At 68.6% G+C, this 17,843-nt stretch carries 13 protein-coding genes and 2 pseudogenes; 3 read left to right on the top strand and 12 right to left on the bottom strand.

Going from position 1 to position 17,843, the window contains the following annotated elements; genetic code table 11:
• Nucleotides 1-249 precede the first annotated feature (249 nt).
• Nucleotides 250-1,161, top strand: a complete 912-nt coding sequence (locus ACWCRD_RS43500) for an IS5 family transposase (protein WP_450971240.1) — start codon at nucleotides 250-252, stop codon at nucleotides 1,159-1,161.
• Here ACWCRD_RS43500 and ACWCRD_RS43505 read toward each other — a convergent pair.
• On the bottom strand, nucleotides 1,109-1,642 hold the full coding sequence (locus tag ACWCRD_RS43505) for a hypothetical protein (protein WP_450971211.1): 534 nt from the start codon (nucleotides 1,640-1,642) through the stop codon (nucleotides 1,109-1,111). The genes ACWCRD_RS43500 and ACWCRD_RS43505 overlap by 53 nt on opposite strands.
• A gap of 423 nt (nucleotides 1,643-2,065) precedes the next feature.
• Here ACWCRD_RS43505 and ACWCRD_RS43510 point away from each other — a divergent pair.
• A pseudogene (locus tag ACWCRD_RS43510) lies at nucleotides 2,066-2,740 on the top strand (HNH endonuclease family protein).
• A 284-nt stretch (nucleotides 2,741-3,024) separates the two neighbouring features.
• Here the strand turns inward: ACWCRD_RS43510 and ACWCRD_RS43515 are convergent.
• From ACWCRD_RS43515 to ACWCRD_RS43535, 5 genes and pseudogenes are all read right to left on the bottom strand, one after another.
• The gene (locus tag ACWCRD_RS43515) at nucleotides 3,025-3,519 is read right to left on the bottom strand and encodes an SMI1/KNR4 family protein (RefSeq protein ID WP_450971212.1); all 495 of its coding nucleotides are present in this window, start codon (nucleotides 3,517-3,519) and stop codon (nucleotides 3,025-3,027) included.
• Nucleotides 3,500-7,489 (bottom strand): polymorphic toxin-type HINT domain-containing protein, encoded by a 3,990-nt coding sequence (locus ACWCRD_RS43520; protein WP_450971213.1) that lies wholly within the window; start codon nucleotides 7,487-7,489, stop codon nucleotides 3,500-3,502. Before ACWCRD_RS43520 ends, ACWCRD_RS43515 begins: the two co-directional genes overlap by 20 nt.
• Before the next feature lie 179 nt (nucleotides 7,490-7,668).
• Nucleotides 7,669-9,231, bottom strand: a complete 1,563-nt coding sequence (locus ACWCRD_RS43525) for a S1 family peptidase (protein WP_450971214.1) — start codon at nucleotides 9,229-9,231, stop codon at nucleotides 7,669-7,671.
• Between the two features lie 55 nt (nucleotides 9,232-9,286).
• Nucleotides 9,287-9,811, bottom strand: a complete 525-nt coding sequence (locus ACWCRD_RS43530) for a hypothetical protein (protein ID WP_450971215.1) — start codon at nucleotides 9,809-9,811, stop codon at nucleotides 9,287-9,289.
• Between the two features lie 451 nt (nucleotides 9,812-10,262).
• A pseudogene (locus ACWCRD_RS43535) lies at nucleotides 10,263-11,615 on the bottom strand (IS701 family transposase).
• An 88-nt stretch (nucleotides 11,616-11,703) separates the two neighbouring features.
• Here ACWCRD_RS43535 and ACWCRD_RS43540 point away from each other — a divergent pair.
• The gene (locus ACWCRD_RS43540) at nucleotides 11,704-12,204 is read left to right on the top strand and encodes a DinB/UmuC family translesion DNA polymerase (RefSeq protein ID WP_450971216.1); all 501 of its coding nucleotides are present in this window, start codon (nucleotides 11,704-11,706) and stop codon (nucleotides 12,202-12,204) included.
• A gap of 95 nt (nucleotides 12,205-12,299) precedes the next feature.
• Here the strand turns inward: ACWCRD_RS43540 and ACWCRD_RS43545 are convergent, their stop codons facing one another.
• The 6 genes from ACWCRD_RS43545 to ACWCRD_RS43570 are packed head-to-tail and all read right to left on the bottom strand — an operon-like array spanning nucleotide 12,300 to nucleotide 17,817.
• Complete coding sequence (locus ACWCRD_RS43545; protein WP_450971217.1) at nucleotides 12,300-13,805, bottom strand: aldehyde dehydrogenase family protein; 1,506 nt, start codon at nucleotides 13,803-13,805, stop codon at nucleotides 12,300-12,302.
• A 26-nt stretch (nucleotides 13,806-13,831) separates the two neighbouring features.
• Nucleotides 13,832-14,944 carry an NAD(P)-dependent alcohol dehydrogenase gene (locus tag ACWCRD_RS43550; protein WP_450971218.1) on the bottom strand — a complete coding sequence of 371 codons (1,113 nt, stop codon included), beginning with the start codon at nucleotides 14,942-14,944 and terminating at the stop codon, nucleotides 13,832-13,834.
• Nucleotides 14,941-15,345 carry a hypothetical protein gene (locus ACWCRD_RS43555; protein WP_450971219.1) on the bottom strand — a complete coding sequence of 135 codons (405 nt, stop codon included), beginning with the start codon at nucleotides 15,343-15,345 and terminating at the stop codon, nucleotides 14,941-14,943. The genes ACWCRD_RS43550 and ACWCRD_RS43555 overlap by 4 nt, the downstream gene beginning before the upstream one ends.
• Nucleotides 15,342-15,836, bottom strand: a complete 495-nt coding sequence (locus ACWCRD_RS43560; protein ID WP_450971220.1) for an NUDIX hydrolase — start codon at nucleotides 15,834-15,836, stop codon at nucleotides 15,342-15,344. Before ACWCRD_RS43560 ends, ACWCRD_RS43555 begins: the two co-directional genes overlap by 4 nt.
• A 6-nt stretch (nucleotides 15,837-15,842) precedes the next feature.
• Nucleotides 15,843-16,934, bottom strand: a complete 1,092-nt coding sequence (locus ACWCRD_RS43565; protein ID WP_450971221.1) for a polyprenyl synthetase family protein — start codon at nucleotides 16,932-16,934, stop codon at nucleotides 15,843-15,845.
• A gap of 19 nt (nucleotides 16,935-16,953) precedes the next feature.
• Entirely contained in the window at nucleotides 16,954-17,817 is an 864-nt protein-coding gene (locus ACWCRD_RS43570) for a class I SAM-dependent methyltransferase (protein WP_450971222.1), read from the bottom strand.
• Nucleotides 17,818-17,843 lie beyond the last annotated feature (26 nt).

The raw sequence follows: 17,843 nt of genomic DNA on the forward strand, positions 1-17,843 counted from the left end.
GACAAGCACGACCGACCCGACCGCCTCACCCGTACCAATGCATCAGCGGGTGCAATAGTGAAAATACCGACGCACTAAAGGTGAAAACGACCTCTCAGAAGCCGTATCTCAACCGATCGTGGAACGCGGAGATCGAACAGGTTTCCCGCCGGGGTGATCTTCCGGCGGTAGGCGCATGGAGGCAGGGCCTCTCGGTAGCTCGGGGATGCGAATCTGACCGAGCGGTACCAGGAGGCCCTGTTGTCACATGTGTACGCGGTTGCGCCCATCGACTTCAACTCGCCCGTCGTGTCGTGCGATTGCCTCGCGCACGTGTACGGCAACGCGGCTGATCATCCCGACCGGCAGCGCCGGTATCCGTCGGACATGACGGACGCGGAATGGGCGGCGGTACGGCCCTTGCTGCCCACGCCGGCCTGGCTGGAGGGCCGGGGCGGGCAGCCCGAGGGCTACTGCCATCGCCAGATGTTGGACGCGATCCGCTACCTGGTCGCGGGCGGGATCTCCTGGCGGGCGATGCCCGCGGACTTCCCCTGCTGGCCGCGTGTATATGCCTTCTTCCGCCGGTGGCGTGAGCACGGGCTGATCGAAGAGTTCCATGACCGGCTGCGCGGGAAGGTGCGGGAGCATGAGGGGCGTGAGGCGGAGCCGACAGCGGGGGCCGTCGACGCGCAGTCGGTGAAGGCCTCCGCGTCGGTGCCCTCTGCCTCACGCGGCTTCGATGGCGGCAAGTTGGTCAACGGAAGGAAGCGGCACGTCGTGACCGACTGCCTGGGCCTGCTGCTGGTGGTGGCCGTGACCGCCGCGAACGTCGGGGACCGCGAGGCTGCCGTCGGCCTGCTGACCCGGCTGCGCGAGCTGCACCGGGACTTCTGTCTGGTCTGGGCCGACGGCGGCTACACCGGAGCCCTCATCGACTGGGCCCGCGAGAAACTCGCCCTGACCGTGGAAGTCGTCAAACGGACCGACGACACGAAAGGGTTCGTGGTGTTGCCGAGGCGGTGGGTGGTCGAGCGCACCCTGAGCTGGCTGATGCATTCGAGGCGTCTGTGCCGGTACTACGAGACGCTGCCCGCGACCAGCGAGGCGATGATCCGGTGGTCGATGGTCACGCGGATGGGGCGGCGTCTGTCCCGGCCACGGGCCGCCGGCCGGCGCTGAACATCCCCGACGACTCCTGCACGAGCCACCCGCGCTCCGCCAGGCGCCGGGCCTTCGAGCGCACCCCCTCGACCTTCGCCGGCGTCGTCTGAAGGCCCAGCTGAACCGTGATCTCCCTGGCCTTCAGCGGTCCTTGGTCCGCCGGCTGCCGCTCGTCGAGCACACCCAGGATCCGCTGGTAGTCCGGCGCCAGCACCGTCACCGGCAACCCTTCGCGCCAAGGCGGCACGATCGAACCCGGCACCGGCGCGGGCGAGGGCGCGGTGTCCGCCTCCGCCACGGCCTCGGTCACGGCGGTGGGCTCGGCAGCCGAGGCCGCCAGGGCCTCGACCAGCTCCTCCCGCGCGATCACCCGCCGGTCCAGCTCGATCTCCGCTGCCTCCAGCACCCCAGCCAACCGGGCGGCTTCCTCCCGCAGCCCTTCCACCCGCACCCGGGCAGCAGATTCCCGCTCCTCCAGAATCCCCAGCACCGACGCCATCGCGCACCCCTCGCTCACGGAGCCGAAACAAGACGCCGCATGCCTCCCTCGATCCGAGCCAGACCATGCCTGACCAGCAGAAATCAAGCGATCATGTTCGGTTGAGATACGGCTTCTCAGTCTCGTTCCCAGTCCCTCAGGCCTCGCTGGCAGTTCATGCCCGAGCAGGAGCTCAACTTCTTGGATAGCGTGCTCCTGGCGAACGCCGGTTGTGAGGCACGCAGGAGCCCGCGCAGCACCCGCCGGTGTACAAGTCGCCGCCCCGCGGGTCACGCCCTCGAGACGCCCGCCCCGCTCCCCGGCCGTGCGAGGGTCTGTGTGACTTACCGCCCGTGCGGGTGAGTTGACGACGAATGCCGGGCGCGCCGGACACCGGGCTCGCTACGAAGATCACAACTGTCTGGGATCTTCGTAAGGAGCCTCGTGCGTTCCACCCGCGCCGTACGAACCGTGGTCGCCGCGCTGTCCGCGCTCACCGCCCTCCTGCTCACTCCCGCCACCGCCCACGCCGCCGACCCCGGAGACACCGTCGCCCTGCCCGTCCGCGACGCCCTGGCCGCACTCCCCGTACGAGACGAGGACCGCACCGGCTACAAACGCACCCAGTTCCGGCACTGGATCGACGCCGACCGCGACGGCTGCAACACCCGTCAGGAAGTACTGAAAGCCGAGGCCTTGATCGCTCCGAAGCAGGGTCCCAACTGCACCTTGAGCGGAGGTGAGTGGTACTCGCCGAACGATGACGCCTACTTCACCGCGGCCCGCGCGCTCGACATCGACCACTTGGTCCCGCTCGCCGAGGCCTGGGACTCCGGCGCCTCCGCGTGGACGGCGAAGGAACGGGAGGCGTACGCCAACGACCTCGGGGATGACCGTGCACTGATCGCCGTCTCCGCCGCTTCCAACCGTTCCAAGGCCGACCAGGACCCGGCCACCTGGTAGCCGCCCGCGGTCGGCTACCGCTGCACCTACGCCACCGACTGGGTAGCCGTCAAAACCCGCTGGGGCCTGGCGATCGACCCCGTCGAACGGTCCGCGCTCGACGGCATCCTCAGCGCCTGCCCAGACAGCCCTGTCGAGGTCACTCTCGCGCGCTGAACAAGGGTCTGGCCCGTCGCTACGGGGGAAAGCGGCGAGCCGACCAGCTCCACGGTGCCACGCTACGCACACAGCGTCTGCGATGCCGGCCAAGTGCCAGCAGCCGCCGACGGCAACGATCGGGGCCCGCTGCGATGTACGCCTTACAGGATCCGTGATCGTCAACTATTGCCGTCAGAGGACTCAGAAGCCCCGCCGGGAAAACTCCCGATGGGGCTTCTGGACGTCTTGCTTTTGGATCAGGAAAGGCGGCGCCACCGCCGTTTCCTATCAGAGGCGAAGCATTACTTTCCTCTAGCCAAAGCGAGATCCCGCGATGACTGGTCGATCAGGAAAGCGCTGAACGACTCCCATCGGGCATGCAGTTCAGTGCCACCCTCCTGATACATCGCGACGGGTGGATCGTCACCGCGTTCAGACTCCAGCCAATAGACCTGATAGCCCTGATGCATGGCAAACACGATTGAGTTTGCTGCCATCAAGTGGGAGGCGCCATTCTCGGCAAGGAGTTCCAGAGCGTCGGACTTAATCCCTATCAACTCCGGGTAGAAGGCGTCTGTGCCGATGAGGAACTGTCCGGCGCAACGACCCATCCGGCGAAGAAACTCCTCGTAATAAAAGGGCAAGGAGTTCACCTGCTGATCGTCGCGGATCTGCTCGATCTCGTCAAGGACCAGGCCGGCAATCTCGGGCCCTTTCCCAATGGTCTCGATCGACCTGATCAGATCACCGAAGAACTCGACCGCTCGGTCGCGCCCTTCATTGTCCAGTAGTGACATGGATCGAAACTCCCGGGAATCGCTCTTGGAACTGCTGAATTACCGATTTACAGCTAGGGCAGACTGGCCGGTCAGAGAACATATTGATAGTTCCCTTCGCGCCCGGAGAAAGCTTGGCTGCCAAATTCTCCAAGACCTGCCATTCTGAATCCGAATCTCTTTCCCCGCGGTCGAAAATCGGGTTGCGCGGAATCCCGACCGCGCCGGGGTTCGGATGATCCCCGCTCACTCCGATCAGTTGGCCGCTCTGGCCGTCGATTTCATACTGGGCGACGGCAATGTTCCTCCGCGCACCGACACCGTTTGTAACATCAGCACGATAGGCCGCAGCCACTTCCGCGGGCGTCCCGCAAAGACCGCCGTTGCTGTTATGCACCAGCACCGGAGTTTTCCCGGCGAGTACATAGTACGTGTGGAGGTCGTCGACGGTGAGGTTGTAGGTGCGGGTGTGCTGGTCGTAGGCATGGTTGGCCTGGACACGGACGGTGGCGTTGTTGGTGCTCAAGAGTGTGGTGCCGGGGGTGAGGTCGCGGGCTTTGACCCACTGGTGTGCTGAGGGGCTCCAGAAGGGGTGTTCGTAGGTGGCGGTGAGTTTGCGGGGGCCGTCGGGCGTGGTGATGGTGAGTTCGTCGAAGTGTTTGTCGCCGTCGGTGATGATGAGGCGGCTGACGTTGTAGGGTGCGGTGCGGCCGGTGAGGGGGTCGGTAGCCAGGACGGTGTCACCGGGGTGGATGGTCTCGATGTTCATCGTTCTGGCGTTGGCCATGAGCACTTTGGTGCCGGCCGGGAAGCACTGGGTGCAGCCCTTTGTGTAGCGGGCGGCCCTCAGGTCGTCCAGTGCTTCCATTCCTCGTTCGAGGTACTTGAACTTCGAGCTGAGGAGAAGGTCTTCGCCGAGCTGGAGGCAGGCGTCGATGTTGCCGCCGCCCTTGCAGGCGTCGAGTTGTCCAAGGCCGAGGAGGTCCTTCTCCGCGTTCCACAGCTGCCTGCCCGCAGCATCGGCTGCGGGGCCCATGGTGGAGAGCTCGCAGAGGACCTCGTTGTGCTGGCACCAGCGGGCCGGGTGTTCGCGGATCTCACAGCCGAACATGCCGCAGCGGTAGCGTCGTACTTCGCCTTGGCTTCCGGTGTCCTGCTCGGCGGCCTTGCGTTCGGCTTCCTTCTTCTCCACGGCCGCTTGGAAGGCGTCCTTGAAGGCCTGGTCGGCGGCCTTGGAGTCCTTGCCGGCGGCGGTGGCGGAGGCGCGGGCCTGGTCGCCTGCGGTGTAGGCGGCGGTGGCGGATGCCTGGGCCCACTGGGCGGAGCCGGCGGCGTCGACGGCGGAGGTGGCCGCGTCGCTCGCGGACTTGTCGGCGGAGGCGGCGGCCTTGGCCGCGGTGTGGGCGGAGTTGGCTGCCTGGTCGGCGGAGGCCTGCGCGTCCTTGGCGGACTGGGTGGCCTGGTCGGCGTAATTCTTGGCCTGCTTGCCGGATGCGGCGGCCTTCTTCGCCCAGTCGGCGGCCTGCTGTGCTGCCTTGGCGGCGGTGGCGGCGGCCTTGTGGGCGTCGGCGGCGTTCTGCTGGGCGGTGGCCGCGATGCCGGCAGCGTCCGCGATCAGCTGGGCGATCTGCGCGGTGTGGGTGGCGCCGAGGAAGTCCTGGCGCTGGGCCTTGTACTGGCCGACCTGGATGAACTGGTCCAGCAGGTCGTCGGGGCCTTCCAGGGCGATGCGCGCTGCGGACTTGACGTCGGGGCCGCCGCTGTCGATCAGCTGGGCCGCGCGGACCCGTTCGTCCTGGGTACGCGCCTGGTACTGCCCGGTGGTGAGGAACTCCCGGAATTTCTGCGGGTCGTCGGAGTCCAGCGCGGCCCGGCCGGTCTCATGCACCACCGGCCCGCCGGCGTCGATGATCTGGGCGATGGCGACGCGGAAGTCCTGGGCCCCGGCCTGGTACTGGCCGGTGGCCAGGAACGCGGAGACCTGGTCGTCGCTGCCCTTGAGGGCTTCCTCGGCGGCATCACGGACCGAGGCCAGGGAGCTTTCCTGGGCCAGGGTCTGCACCTGGTAGCGGTCGTCCTGGTGGGCGGCCTGTGGGCGGCGGGTGGTGAGGTAGTCGACGACGTCCTGGTCGGTGCCCGTCAAGGCCACCTCGGCTGCGCCCCTGCTCCAGGGACGGCCGGTCTGCATGGTCGCCAGCGCAATCTTGCGGCCGGCCGGGGCGAGGGCCTTGGGGTCGGCTCCGGGCTGTGTGGCCTGCGCCGCCAGGGTTTTGGCCTGGTCGTCGGTGTCCTTGACCTGCTGGGCGGCCGCTGTGTCGGCGGCTGTCTGCTGGTCCTGCTGGGCCTTGAGGTCCTTGGCCTGAGCGATGCCGGCGTTGGTGCGTTCGGTGAGCTCCTCCGTCTCGATCTTGACGGCGGTGTTGTGGGTCTTCTTGGCCTTGTCGACGGCTTCGGTGGCCGCGTCGGCCGCTGCCTGGGCGGCCTTGGCGTGGGCTGCGGACTGGGCTGCGGCGGTGGCCGCCTGCCCGGCGTGGGCTGCCGCCTCGTCGGCGTCCTTGGCGGCGTTCTCCGCATGCGTGGCCGCCGCGTTGGCCGCGTCCCGGGCGTCGCTGGCCGCACCGGCCGATTCTGCGGCCAGTGATGCGGCCGCGTTGGCGGCGCGGTTGGCCTCCTGCGCGTGGCGGTGGGCGGCCGCCGCCTCGATGCCGGCCTCGCTGGAGTGGACGCCGGCCTGGGTGGCGTAGTCGTTGGACTGGTCTGCCGCGTCGGCGGCGGCGTCGGCGTTGCTGCCGGCGTCGGCGGCGGCCTTGGCCGCGTTGCCCGCGTCGGCCGCGGCGTTGCCGGCCTGCGTGGCCGCGTCCGCCGCCAGGCGTGCTCCCTTGGCCGCGGTGCGGGCGTCGTCGGCCGCCTTGCGTGCCGCGGACGCCTTGCCGGCGTCCGTGGCCGCGTCGGCGGCGGCGCTCTGGGCACGGGATGCTGCCTGCGCGGCACCCACCGCGGCCGAAGCGGCCTGCTCGGCGGCACTGGCCGCCAGCCGGGCGGAGTTGTTGGCCGCGGAGGCGGCGTCGATCGCCTCCTGCGCGGCCTCCGCGGCCTGCTTGGCTGCCGACGCGGCCCGGCTGGCCGCTGAAGCAGCGTGCAGGGAGTCGTTCTTGGCGGCCTGGGTCTCGGCCGCTGCCTTCTGCGCGGCCTCCTTGGCCAGCTTCGCCGCGGTCACGGCACGCGCGGAGGCGTCCTTGGCCGCCTTGGTCTGTGCCGCCGCCTTACTGCCGGCCGCCTTGGCCTGCGCCGCCAACTGCGCAACGCTGGCGTGTTCCTGGTCACGGGCGCGCGCCACGTACTGGCCGACCTCAAGGAACTCGTGGATGTCGTCCGCCGAACCGTCCAGCGCGATCCGGCCCGCCGCGGCTATGTTGGGGCCGCCCGCGTCGATGATCTGCGCGACCTCGACCCGTTCGTCCTGCGCCTGCCGGTCGTATTGACCAGTGGACAAGAACGCCTTGATGTCATCCGGTGTCCCGTTCAGCGCGACCTGCCCGGCCTTCTTCACCTCCGGGCCGCCCGTATCAATGATCTGCGCGACCTGAACCCTCTGGTCCTGGAAGTACGGATCCTGCCAGCCCTCGTCCAGGAAGTCCTCCAGGTCGTCCTGGGTCCCGTCCAGGGCTTTTCGGGCGGCGTCCTGCAGATTCCGCCCGCCCACACTCGCGAGCTGCGCTGCGCTGACGCGTTCGTCCTGGAATTCGGCGCTCCAAGCCGACGTCTTCAGAAAATTGGTGGCGTCGTCATCACTACCTGTCAACGCGGCCTCCGCAGCCGCCCGCACCTCGGGACCGCCCTTCGACCACAGGTCAAGCACCCGAGCACGGTTAGTCACCTCATCGGTGGCAGCACTGCCGCCGCCGCTCGGAGCGCTGTCGGCCATCGCACGGGAGCCCGCGCTCAGCAGACCGACCATGAGGGCCAGCGGCAGCAGAAACAGACAGAGCATCCGTGTCACCTGCGCAACCCATCTCACCGCGATGCTCGCGGGATTCCTTCTCATCAACGCTCTCTCAAATCGTTCGTGGTCAGCTGGGGGTCACGCCGGAGCCGTCTGGGCAGGCGAGGACCAGGGGGCGGCTCACCGGTTGCCCGGGTGCCGCCCCCTCAAGGCCCTTTCCGGGTGTGTCAGCTGGCGGGTGCGAGCTGGATTTCGTCGTGGAGGCCCTTGGCGTCGACGCCGCTGAAGTAGCTGACGTGGCCGTCGTTCCAGCGGACGAGGATGTCGTTAGCGGCGGTGTTGGTGGCGAAGGCGCCCACGGCGATGACGGCGGCGTCCTTCCACTCCGAATTGCGGGAGCGGATCTTGTCCTCTGCGGGCAGGGCTGTGCCGGTCATGCCGGGGTAGATGGTGGTCTCGCCGTCGATCCAGCGCACCAGAAGGTCGTCGGTGGCCTTCCCGGTGAAGGATCCGCTGGCGAGTACCTCGGCGACGGGCCAGGTGTTGTTCTTGGCGACGGGCTGGGTGTGCTTCGTCAGCCCGTTGACCGCCAGGTCGCTGAAGACGGAGACGTGGCCGTCCTTGTAGCTCACCAGCAGGTCGTCGCGCAGGCCGTTCGCGGTGAAGCGGCCGCCGGTCAGCTGCCGGGCGTCGTCCTTCCACTCGGCGGAGTTCGGCGGGGCAAGCTGCTTCTCGCCGTGGAAGCCCTTGGCGTCGACGGATGTGTAGAGGGTCATCTCGCCGTCGGACCACCGCACCACGACTCCGTCGGTGCCGCCGCCGGTGTTGACGCCGGTCACGTTGACGGCCTGGGTGAAGATGCTCTTCTCGGGCTTCAACTGGTGTTCCGCGGCGAAGGGGCGGGCGGGGTCGTTCCCGTAGCCGCCCTGGTAGAGGGTGACCTCGCCGTCGCCCCAGACGACGATCAGGTCCATGTGACGCGTACCGCCGGCGGAGTCGCCCGCGTAGTAGCCGGCCGTGATCTGCACGGCGTGCTTCCACGGGGCGGCCGCGAAGACGGGGGCGTAGGCGACCTGCTGGACCCAGGAGGACAGGTCGTCGACCCGGGCGGCTACCGCGCCGGTGCGGGTCTCGGCCGGGTCGGTGCCCAGGCAACCGCCTTGCCAGGACAGGCTGCTGACGCCCACGACCGCTCCAGTGGTGCCCAGTACCGGGCTGCCGGTGTCGCCCTTGCAGATCGCTGCGCCGTCCGACTTGCCCGCCAGGTCGAGGGTGGTGGCGCCGGTGTTCTGCACGGTGAAAGCGGCCGTGTGGACCTGGTCGGGTACCCACTCTTCGTGGGTACGCCCGAACCCGGCGGCCTGGACCTCGTCCCCGGCGGCAGGCGCGGTGCCGGCCACCGGTATGGGGGTGATGCCGCTGACGGGCTTGGCCAGTTGGGCCATCACCACGTCACGGTCCGTCCGGGGCACCAGGTTCACCACCTGCTGGGCGCTGCCACCGATAGTGGCGGTCGTCTTCAGCTTCGGCGTCCCGGAGGCGAGCGTGCCGCCGGGGGTGTCGGTGAAGCAGCTTGAGGCTGTCAGCAGCCACTGCGCAGCCACCAGGGTGGCCGAACAGCCGCGCTGGCCGCCGACATCGAGCCGGGCGGTTGCGGCCGAGACCGCGGCAGAAGCGGTCGGCCCGGACACGGCGGTGGCTGGTGCAGCGGTGAGTGCAGCGACGGCGGTCAGTGAAGTGGCGGCGATCAGGCCGCCGGTCCACGCGGGGCGCGGGCGAAAGCCGGACATGAAGATATTCCTTTGTGTTGTGCGAGAACGGGGAGAGGGAAGGCGGGTGGACCGGTCAGCCGGTGACCCGCAGTTCCAGCAGCTCGGTCGGTGCACCACCGGCCGTGCCTTCGCCCACGCTCTTGATGCTCTTCTTGTCCACGTTCACGGTCTTCGCCGGCGCGGTGGGGTCGTCCTGCGGCCTCAGGTCGGCGCTGATGGGGTGGTCGGCGGTCTCCAGCTCGAACACCCGCGGCAGTTCGAGGGAGAGGTAACCGCTGGTGGCGCTCGCCTTGAAGCAGTACGCGCCCTGCGGATCGCCGCTCGGCCCCTGCACGGTGAGGACTTTGATCTGCTGGGCGGAGGCGTCGCACTTGGCGAGGGTGATGTGCCCGTCGCCCTTGATCAGCTTGATGCCCTGGTCCCGCTGGATCCGATCCGCGTTCGGATACGCGTAGTCCTCCACCGCGGACGGCGGCGTGTCCCCGGCGCCTCCCCCTGTCGGCTGCGGATCGGCGGAAGCGAGCATCGGCGTGCCCGCGAGCGCCAGAACGGCAGCAACCCAAGCAACGGGGAGCATCCTGCGTATACGAGGAGTCACCCAAATTCCTTTCCAGGCATGGGTGACGGCATGACGAAATAGCATCTATGTCCCCCGTGCATAAAGATGTAAAGCGAAAATAAGTGGTCGAGCGCGACCCTAAAACGGCATAAGCCTGGAAACAATGTGGTGATCACCACGGGAAGGTCGTGGAACCTGCGCATCTGGTTCACAGTAGGGCGGGGACGTAGTGACCTAAATATGACAGGGGTGCATAAAACGCTGCCCGCTCTCCCCGCGGGCGGCCCTGCACGCAGCTCTTCATGCTTTCACTATCAAAGAGTTTAGCGAAATCTTACTCAATTCCAGCCTCGATCCTGCATGAGAGTTCGCCGGCTTGTGCCCCTGTCGGCGAAGTCTCCTGCGCGTGACCTCGTCGGCCCTCGAGTCTGGTTCTCGGGGGCCGACGTCGCGGGGGAAGCAGGTCAGCCACGGCAGCTGTAGTTCTTGATCACGGTTGGTCGTGACGGTGGTGTCGTTGCTGGTGGCAGGCGGTCGCGACGGCTTGGTGATGGCGTCGCCAGGCCGTCCAGTGCAGGACGTGCTCGCGGTCGCGGACGGGTGGCGGCAGCACGAGGGCTCGCAGGAGCCGGATGAGCTCGGGGCAGCTCAGCGGGACGAGCGCGGGCTGGTCCTCGGCAGCGTCGTGGACGGCGGTGGCCGTGAGGGCAAGGACGGCGGCGGCGATCAGGGAGAACAGTGACCAGCGCATCCAGGAGTTCCAGCAGGTCACCTGGCCCTGGTCGAGTCCGGTGAAGCCCTTGACGAGTTGGAAGGTTTCCTCGATCCGCCATCTGCGACAGATCACTTCCACCAGCGTGCCGAGCGAGACGTCGCCGGGTGCCCAGCAGCGGAAGTAGGACACCTCGCCGGTGTAGCGGTGCCGTCGCGCGACCAGCACACTCGTCCCGGCCTCCTACTCGTTCCGGTTCTCCTAGGGAGCGTCGTCGGGGCGGACATCGAGCCAGGCCCAGTCGTACTCGCGGGCGCCCTTGGTGCCGTGTCCGGTCTGCCGGCGCATCCACTGCCCGGGCCGCACCTTGTTGATCATTTTGCGGGCCTCCGACCGGCGTCCGGTCCCGTCGATGACCTGGTAGGTGGCGGCGATGCCAACGGTGTAGCCGAGCCCCAGCGCCCGTATGCCCCGGCGTAGTTCGCGCCCGCAGTACAACTCGTCGCCCGCGAACCAGCGGGCCTTCAGCCCGGCGGCGAAAGCGTCGGTGACCATGGCCAGCGCCTGCTGCGGCTTTGTCGCGAAGGCGATCTCCACCGGCACTCCGGCGGCCTCGCGGCGTTCCTCGTCCGCAGCCCAGTCCGCCGGGAGATACAGGGCCCGATCGATGATCACCTTCGTCGTCGCGGTGACCGCCGCCAGGTACACCGCCACCTGGCACAGTCCGACACCGCCGATTGCACCGGAGTATTGCCGGCCGGCGCCCACGCAGTCCGTGGACGACTTCGCATCCCCCGTCTCGTCCGCCACCAACACCACGCTCTGACCGGCGAGTTCATCGATCACGAAGCAGGCGATCTCCTGCCGGGCCCTCTCATGGTCGAACCGGGCGCGCGAGAGCAGGTGCTGCAGCCGGTGCGGGCCCGGATGTCCCAGAACCTGCGCGAGCGTCCAGCAGTTCCGCGTGTCCACCTCCAGCAACAGCCCCGCGACCAACTCCGCCGCCGTCGCCCGGGCTTCACGTCGCGCGAAGCAGCCCGCGACCGCCCGCATCGCCCTCCCGAACGCCTCGCCCCACGCCCGCTCGGCTATCGTTGCTTCCACGGCCACCGCGTCTTGATACGTCGTCACAAACGTTCATGATCACGGTGGCCGTACTCATGCCCGCACCCGCCCCGGCAACACGCTGACCAGCGCAGACGCTAGAACTACAGCTGCCGTGATTGATCACCGTGCGATCGCCCCGGGCGGCAGCCCGCGGTCTTGCAGTGTTCGGGCCGACTTCGCGCAGGATGTGCTCGACGGCGATCAGGTACGGGCCACGGCGGCGCGCCTGGCAGCCGACTTGGGCGGCCGCCTGCCTGGTGAGCAGCAAGCTGCCGGCGCGGTCACGGTGATCGTGCGGCTCGCCGATGGCCAGACTGCGTTCCGAACACGGACTCTGGCTGAGCCCTCTGGGCACACCGATGATCTACGCCAGGTCGTGTATGCGGTGCTGGATGGCTTCGCATTGCAGCGCGCCCGGATCCGCCGGCTCTCGCTCACGGCAGAGCGGATCGTGGACGCCGAGCAGTCGTACACGCAGCTGGCATTCGATCCGACCCGGGCATCATGGCTGCGGGTTGAGCCGGTGGTTGACCAGCTCAACGCCCGATTTGGTGCAGGTACCGTGGCGCCGGCCAGCTCGTTCAGCGGGGCTGGACCGGTGCTGGGCTCGTGACGAAGCGCCCACCTGCCGGACGCTGGGGCCCTGGCCCAGGTCAGCGGCCGAAGGCGCTGTTGCGAGGAGTGGAAGTGACGGTTGGCGGGTCTTCTTCAGTCGGCGCCCAACAGCAGGGAGTACAACTTGCCTTCGGTACCGCCGGACAGGTCGATGGAGATGAACTTCTCCTCGGTGTAGGCATCGATCGCCTGTGGCCCGCCTTCGCGGCCGATGCCGCTCTGCCTGCACCCGCCGAACGGTGATTCGGGTGGGATCACGAACCAGTCGTTGATCCATACACTGCCGGCGGCGAGTTCCTCGGCGATGTCGAGCGCCGCTTGAATGTCGCGGCTCCAGATTCCCGCGGACAGTGCGTAGGGGGTGGAGTTGGCGATGGCGATGGCTTCATCGACGGTGCGGTAGCGCATGACGGCCAGGACCGGGCCGAAGACTTCCTCCCGTGCGATACGCATGGTGGGTGTGACGTCGGTGAGGATGGTGGGTTCGATCCAGTGGCCGGGCTTGAAGCGGGCCGCGGTCGGGACCCCTCCGCCATAGGCGACGTGTGCCCCCTCGCGCCGTGCCTGGGTGAGGTGTTCGAGGATGTGGTCCCGGTGCTGTGCGGAGATGACGGGGCCCACGTCGGTTTCGGGATCGAGGGGGTCGCCCATGCGGAGCGTCTTGACCCGTTTGATCATGCGGTCCACGAACTCGTCGTGCAGCACGTCAGGGAGCAGGAGCCTGGTTCCGGCCTCACAGGCTTGCCCCGAGTAGGCGAAGCACGCGAAGACCGAGCCGTCCACGGCGGTGGCGAGGTCGGCGTCCTCCAGGATGATATTGGCGCTCTTGCCGCCGAGTTCCAGGTCAAGGTGCTTGATGTTCCCGGCCGGTTGACGCATCACCTCGCGCCCGATCGGAGTGGATCCGGTGAAGGCGACTTTGCGTACGTCTGGGTGCTGTGCGAGGCACGCTCCGACGTCAGGGCCGTCTCCGGTGACGAAGTTGAGGACGCCGGGAGGCAGGCCTGCGGCATCGAACTCGCGGACGAGTTCGTGCAGGACGAGCGGGGCGCGTTCGTCGGGTTTGAGGACGACGGTGTTGCCGGCGGCGAAGGCAGGGGCGATCTTCCACACGGCCAGGACCAGGGGGATGTTCCAGGGGACGATGGCCACGCAGACACCCATCGGTTCGCGCCGCACGACCCCGGCTGCTAGCACGGGGGTGACGAGCGGGCTCGGACGCTGGGGTTCGTAGCGGGCAGCGAGGTCGGCGAGGTAGTGGAAGTGGGCCAGGGAGGCACCGATGTGGAAGGCTTCGGCCAGCCGGACGGGGGCGCCGTTCTCCCGGGCCTGCAGGTGCACCAGTTCTTCGGAACGCTCGGTGAGGCGGTCGGCGACCCGGCGCAGAATCTCGGCTCGCTCCCGGGGCGGGGTGCGCCGCCAGCTTCCTTTTTCGAAGGCGGACTTGGCGGCGGCGACCGCCTGCTCGGCGTGGTCACGGCTGCCCTTGGCGATGGTGGCCACAAGGTCTTGCGTGGCGGGATTGCGTACCTCGTAGTGTTCGCTGGTGTCGATCCACTGCCCGTCGATGTAGAGCCGGGCATGCGGGACGGTGGGCATGAGCGTGCCTCCTCGTTCGGCCGTGGTCAGTCGAAGACCAGGAGCGGTTTGATGGCCTTGCCGCAGCGGGCGGCTTCGAAGGCGTCGTTGATGCGGTGGTGCGGGAATCGGCTGATGAGGCGTTCGAAGGGGAATCGCCCTTGTTGCCATAGCTCGATGAGGCGTGGGATGAAGGTGTGCGGGTCGGCGTCTCCTTCGATCACGCCGGTCAAGGTCCTGCCCATGAGGAGATGTCCCTGATCGATGGTGACGTCGTTCTCCATTGTCTGCAGGCCGACCGTCGCGCAGACGCCGGGCGTGCGCAGGGCCGTCAGGGCCTGGCGCACGACCGGGGGCGAGCCCACGGTGTCGACGGCGAAGTCCACGCCCAGGCCCGCGAGGTCGGCGATGGCCCAGTCGATGTCATCGGTGGCAGCAGGATCGATCGTGTGATGTGCGCCCAGTTCTCGGGCCAGGGCAGCGCGGACAGGGTTGGGTTCGACGCCGATGATGAGGCCGCAGCCGGCTGCCACGGCCGCGAGTACGGCGCTCAGGCCCACGGCGCCGAGGCCGAACACCGCGATGCTCTGACCCAGTTGGGGGCGAAGCACGTTGAAGACCGTTCCGGCCCCGGTCTGCAGGCCGCAACCCAAAGGGCCCAGCAGTTCCAGGGGCAGTTCTCCCGGTGGGGTCGGCACTTTCACCGCGTTGCGGACGCGGGCGACCGTGTGGGCGGAGAAGGAGGACTGCCCGAACCAGGAGCCGTGCAGGGGGAGTTGTCCCTGTCGCATGGTGGTGGAGCCGTCCAGGCGGGTGCCCGTGTAGTTGAGGGCCGAGGAGAGTTCGCAGTACGCGGGGTGCCCGGATGTGCACTGGGCGCACTGTCCGCAGGAGTCGAAGGTGAGGATCACTTCGTCTCCGGCGCGCAGGGTGTCCACGCCGCGTCCGACGGCCTCGACGGTGCCTGCTCCTTCATGGCCCAGGACCACGGGCAGCGGCAGGGGCACGGTACCGGCCGCCGCGAGGAGATCGGTGTGGCACACCCCGACTCCCGCCATCCGCACCAGGATCTCGCCGACGGCCAGATCGTCGAGCTCAGCCTGCTCCCACGCGCAAGGCTGCCCCGGCTCGCGCAGGACGGCGGCATCAGTGGTCCTCACCGGGGCTCCCGGTCCTTGGCAGCGACCAGGTCCCGGTAGAGCGGGAAGATCGGCTTGGCGACGGGGAGCAGTTTGAGGAGTTTGCTGACCGGGCCGCGGGCGCGTACCTCGCCGCGCGCCAGGCCGACGGCGGCGTTGTACTGCCCGCGCCAGAACGCATCCCCCCGGTCCGCGGTCATCGCCAGGCGCACATCCGGCTGCACGTCGGTGGCGCCCTCGAAGATCTCGATATGCGGTGCCTGCATCCTTACGGTGAGGGTGGCGTCGGGGCCGGTGTAGTCGATCCGGAAGGTGAGGTCTGTGGCCCGCAGGCGCGGTCCGACCTCGGGGTGTTCGTCGGCGACCCGGAACACTCCTCCCAGGTAGGCGTACACCTCGTCGGCGTCGGTGAAGTACGTCATGGTCTGCGGCTCCTCAGGTAGCGGCCGTACGCCTCTTCGGTGTCCGGGATCAGCGGCCAACTGGCGGCGGCGGTGCGGTAGTCAGCAGGGGTCAGCCAGGTGTGCCAGTCGATCTCGCAGGGGTCGGGGGTGACTGGTTGGTCGATGACGGCCTCGTGGATGCCGAACCAGTAGGTTCCGACGGCTCCGTGGCAGATGAACTTGAACAGATAGCGGGCAGTCGTGTGGATGCCCAGTTCCTCCAGCGCTTCGCGCTCGGCGGCCTGGACGTAGCTCTCCCCGGCTCTGACGGCGCCGCCGATGAGCGCCGCGTACTGGCCGCCGAACCAGGGCATCTGCGTGGAACGTCGATGGATCAGGATGCGGCCCTGAGCGTCGCGGCACACCACGCCGGCGACCCGGTGCAGCCAGCCGTTCTGTACGGCTTGACTGCGGTCGGTCACGTGCAGGGGGTGGTCGTTCTCGTCGACGCGTTCCACGAGTTCGCCCATGGCCGGTCACGGCCTTTGCTCTGGCAGCTGCCAGGTGGCGACTCCGGGGACTGCGACGTCGGTGAGGCGGGCGAGTGCGCGTTTCGCGGCCGGGTGGAAGGGTGCCGTGGCCAGGATGTCGAGGGCCTGGTGCCGCCGCTCGACTACCAGCCGTCGCACCTCGTCCGGGGCTCCCGTCGAGGCGATCAGTGCGCGGGCTTCGGCCAGTTGGTCCTCGTCCAGGCTCGGGTTTCCGATGAGTTCGCGCAGTCTGCCGGCCTGGGCGGCGGTGGCCTTCTGCAGGGCCAGGGCGAGAACGACGGTGTGCTTTCCTTCGCGCAGGTCGTTGCCGGTCACGCCGGGCTTGGCGGAGTCGACGACCACGTCTTCGAGGTCGTCGTACATCTGGAACGCTTCGCCCAGCGGGCGGGCGTAGGCGGCGCAGGCGTCCAGGACGGCCTGGTCCGCTCCGGCGAGGGCCGCTCCGATCTGCAGGGGCCGCTCGACGGTGTACTTGGTGGTCTTGTAGTGGATGACCTGGAAGGCGTCCCCGACGCCGCCGAGTTCGCCGCCGGAGGCGCACAGGTCGAGGTACTGGCCGATGACGAGTTCGCCGCGCATCTGGTCCAGCGTGGTGCGGGCCACGCGGGGGCCCGCGCTGGTGTCCAGTGCGCCCAGGAGTTCGGCCGACCAGACTTCGCACAGGTCTCCGAGGAGGATGGCGGCGCTCTCGCCGAACCACTGGTGGCGGCCGTGCGGGCCGTGCTCGCGGAAGACGTGGTGAGCGGTGGGCCGATCGTGGCGGCTGTCGGAACCGTCGATCAGGTCGTCGTGCAGGAGGGCGAAGGTGTGAAACAGCTCCAGGCCCGCGGCCGCGCGCAGCACCTCGGGGGTGAAGGGTGCGTTGTCCACCAGGCGCCAGCCCAGGCAGCAGTACAGAGGCCGGACGCGTTTCCCGCCGCCGTTCAGGAAGTGCCGCAGCACCTTGAGCGGTGTGGCGAGCATGGCCCCGTTCGGGCCTCGCTCCTTGTCCGCGAGGAAGGCCTCGAGGGTCTGCTCGACGGCTCGGCGGGTGGAGTGGACGTCGAATTCCAGGTCGGTGGTGCTCAGTGTGGTCACGGCAGCTCTCTTCCTCAGGTCACGCGGTCAGGGCGGTGAGGGGGTCGGGGCGGCGGGCCCAGCAGGAGACGAAGCACCAGGCGACGTCGGTGAATCCGGGCTCGTCCAGGCGCGCGATAGCCTCGTCGACCTGCGCCTGGCTGAGCAGTTCGTGCTGGACCAGGGCCGGTGCGGCCTGCGCGAAGGACAGCTTCCAAAAGGCGTCGTCCACACCGCCGAGCCCGCAGACCGAGGCGGTCATGGACATCCGTACGTCAGTCAGCCCGCACTGCTCCATGGCGGCCGGGATCCGCCGCGCCCAGCCGCTGTCGCTGCCCTGCGACGTGGCGAGGAGGGCGTCGACGGCCCGGATCATCCGTGCGAACTCGGGGTGCGGTGAGGTGTCCACGGTGAAGAACGTGGGGTCCTCGACCACCAGCAGCCCGCCGGGGGCAAGCCAGGTGCACATCTTGGCCAGCACGGCATCCCGCTGCGGGACGTGGGCCAGGACGGCCCGGGTGTGCACGAGGTCGAACGTGCCCGGCTCGAAGTCGTCGACGGCCACGTCGTGCCGCACCACCTCCATGTTGTCCGGGAGCGTGGCCCGGTCGAGGAAGTCGGTGTCGATGTCGGTGGCCGTCAGCCGGCCCTGCGGACACTGCGAGGCCAGCCACCGCGCCACGGATCCGGCTCCCGCACCCACTTCTGCGCAGCGCCAGTTGGGTGCGATGCCGAGCCCGGCCAGGAGGGACTGGGTGTGGGGATCGAGCATCTGCTCCAGCAGCTGCAGTCGCCGCTGCTCCCCCGGGACTCGATGGCCGATCACGCCGTCTCGGTAGGCCTCGGCAGTGCCGCCGGGACTGCTGCCGGTCGGTGCTGTCGCTGTGTCGATGTCGGCGCCCATGCGGATCTCCCTCACGTTCCGGCTGC

The sequence above is a fragment of the Streptomyces sp. NPDC002092 genome (assembly GCF_053593775.1).